The following is a 2,753-nucleotide window of genomic DNA, read 5'->3' on the forward strand; positions in this document are numbered from 1 at the left end:
GCGATGCCCGGACCGCGCTCGACCTGACCGCGCGGGCGGCGCCCCTCGCTGCGCGGGCCGAGAACGCAGCGCTGCTGGCGAGCCTCCTGATGGTGCGCTCGGCGGCACTCGACCTCGTCGGCCGCGCTTCCGAGGCCCGGGCGGTGCGGATCGACAGCCTCGCCTATGCGCGCTATGGCTTTGCCTCGGAGACGGAGGTGAGGGCGCGCTTCGCCAATATCGCGGCGCTTTCGCCGGTGAACCGCCGATGAACCGCCAGCGAACCGAACGAGGCCCCGAGTGATCCTGATTCCCGCCATCCTGATCGGCGCCGTCCTCGGCTGGGTCCGTGCCGCGCGCCGGGGCGGCAACCGCGCCGACAAGATGCAGTATGCGCTCGCCCACGCGATCCTCTTCGCGATCCTCGGGCTCTTCGCCACGATCCTCTACCACCGCATGACCTGACCGCGATGTTCCTGCGCTTCTTCGAGACCCTCCGCAAAACCGGCGTGCCGGTGACATTGCGGGAGTATCTCGGGTTTCTCGAAGGCATGGCCGCCGGCCTCGTCACCTATGACGTCGACGGATTCTACTACTTCGCCCGCACCGCGATGGTGAAGGACGAGCGCCACCTGGACCGCTTCGACCGCGCCTTCGCCGAGAGCTTCAAGGGCCTCGAAGGCATCACCGCCGAACAGGTGATCGAGGCGGTCGATCTGCCCCGCGACTGGCTGGAAAAGATGCTGGAAAAGCACCTGAGCGAGGAAGAGAAGGCGCAGATCGAGGCACTCGGCGGCTTCGACAAGCTGATGGAGACGCTGAAGAAGCGGCTTGAGGAACAGAAGGGCCGCCACCAGGGCGGGTCGAAATGGATCGGCACGGCCGGAACCTCGCCCTTCGGGGCAGAGGGCTACAACCCCGAGGGCGTGCGCATCGGCCAGGCGAAGTCCCGCCACCAGCGCGCCGTCAAGGTCTGGGACAGGCGCGAGTTCCGCAACCTCGACGACCAGGTGGAGCTTGGCACCCGCAACATCAAGGTGGCGCTGAAGCGGCTCCGCCGATGGGCGCGGACCGGGGCGGCCGAAGAGCTTGACCTGCCCGGCACGATCCGGGCGACGGCCGAGCATGGATACCTCGACGTGCAGACGCGGCCCGAGCGGCACAACGCGGTGAAGGTCCTGCTGTTCCTCGACGTCGGCGGCTCGATGGACCCGCATGTGAAGGTGGTGGAGGAGCTGTTCAGTGCCGCCCGCGCCGAGTTCAAGCATCTCGAATACTACTACTTCCACAACTGCCTTTACGAAGGGGTCTGGCGCGACAACCGCCGCCGCTGGGACGCGCAGACGCCCACGGCCGAGGTGCTGAGGACCTACGGCGGCGACTACAAGGCGATCTTCGTCGGCGATGCCGCGATGTCGCCCTACGAGATCGCCCACCCCGGCGGCGCCAACGAGCACTGGAACCCCGAGGCGGGGGAGGTCTGGCTGGCCCGCGCAAGGGCGCAGTGGCCCGCGAACGTCTGGCTCAACCCCCTGCCCGAACGGCACTGGCAATACACCCAGTCGGTCGGCATGATCCGGAGCCTCTTCGAGGGCCGGATGTTCCCGCTCACGCTCGACGGGATCGCCCGGGCGATGAAGGCGCTCACCTGAGGGGCATGGACTTCGCCGCGGGCTGCTCCTAGCGTTCCGGCATTCGACGACGGACGCGCCATGACCACCATCGACCAGACGCCGGCCCCGCCCGTGCAGCAGACCGCCTTCGCCATCCTCGTGGCGATCGGCCTTTGCCACATGCTGAACGACATCATGCAGTCGCTCCTTGCCGCGATCTATCCGATGCTGAAGGAGGATTTCGCGCTCGACTACGGGCAGATCGGGCTTCTGACGCTGTGCTTTCAGGTCACGGCCTCGCTCCTTCAGCCGGTGGTGGGCATCTTCACCGACCGCAGGCCGCTGCCGAAATCGCTGCCCGTCGGCATGGGATCGACGTTCTGCGGCCTCATCCTCCTGGCCTTCGCGCCCAGCTACCCGCTCCTGCTTCTCGGCGCGGCGCTCATCGGCGTCGGCTCGGCGGTGTTCCACCCCGAGGCGAGCCGGGTGGCGCGCATGGCGTCGGGCGGCCGCTACGGGCTGGCGCAGTCGCTCTTCCAGGTCGGCGGCAACTTCGGCACCGCCATCGGCCCCCTCCTCGCCGCCTTCATCGTCGTGCCGCTCGGCCGTCCCTCGGTCGCGGCCTTCTGCCTTATCGCGGCGCTCGGCATCCTGATCCTGACCCATGTCAGCCGCTGGTACGGCACCGCGCTGACGGTCGCGCGCGGACGCAAGGCGGCGGACAGGACCCTGCCCCTTCCGCGCGGCCGGATCGCCATGGCGCTCGCCGTACTGGCGTTCCTGACCTTCTCGAAGAACATCTACACCGCCTCGATCGCCAGCTACTACACCTTCTACCTGATCGAGACTTTCGACCTTTCCACCCAGCAGTCGCAGATGATGCTCTTCCTGTTCCTCGCCGCGATGGCGGCGGGCACGATCCTCGGCGGGCCGGTCGGCGACCGGTTCGGGGCGCTGACGGTGATCTGGGTCTCGATCCTCGGCGTCCTGCCCTTCACACTGGCGCTCCCCCATGCCGACCTCTTCTGGACCGGGGTCCTGTCGGTGATCATCGGGCTCATCCTCGCCTCGGCCTTCCCGGCGATCGTGGTCTTCGCGCAGGAGCTTCTGCCGGGGCGGGTGGGAATGGTCGCGGGCATCTTCTTCGGCTTCGCCTTCGGC

General features: G+C 68.1%; 3 protein-coding genes and 1 pseudogene. All 4 read left to right on the forward strand.

Annotated elements, in window-relative coordinates:
- A pseudogene (locus tag F9K34_RS18400) lies at positions 1-251 on the forward strand (DUF2927 domain-containing protein); the annotation flags it as partial.
- A gap of 28 nt (positions 252-279) precedes the next feature.
- Positions 280-444: a hypothetical protein gene (locus F9K34_RS18405; protein WP_291338554.1), complete on the forward strand. Its 165-nt coding sequence runs from the start codon at positions 280-282 to the stop codon at positions 442-444.
- Between the two features lie 5 nt (positions 445-449).
- Complete coding sequence (locus F9K34_RS18410; protein WP_291338555.1) at positions 450-1,631, forward strand: vWA domain-containing protein; 1,182 nt, start codon at positions 450-452, stop codon at positions 1,629-1,631.
- A gap of 60 nt (positions 1,632-1,691) precedes the next feature.
- Positions 1,692-2,753: MFS transporter (locus F9K34_RS18415; RefSeq protein ID WP_291338556.1), on the forward strand; the 1,062-nt coding region annotated here is incomplete at its 3' end.

This window comes from Albidovulum sp. (assembly GCF_008933605.1).
Classification (GTDB): Bacteria; Pseudomonadota; Alphaproteobacteria; order Rhodobacterales; family Rhodobacteraceae; genus Albidovulum.

Bases quoted from the DNA above. Each gene is read 5' to 3' on its own strand.
- F9K34_RS18410 (WP_291338555.1), top strand. From the start codon at position 450: ATGTTCCTGCGCTTCTTCGAGACCCTCCGCAAAACCGGCGTGCCGGTG.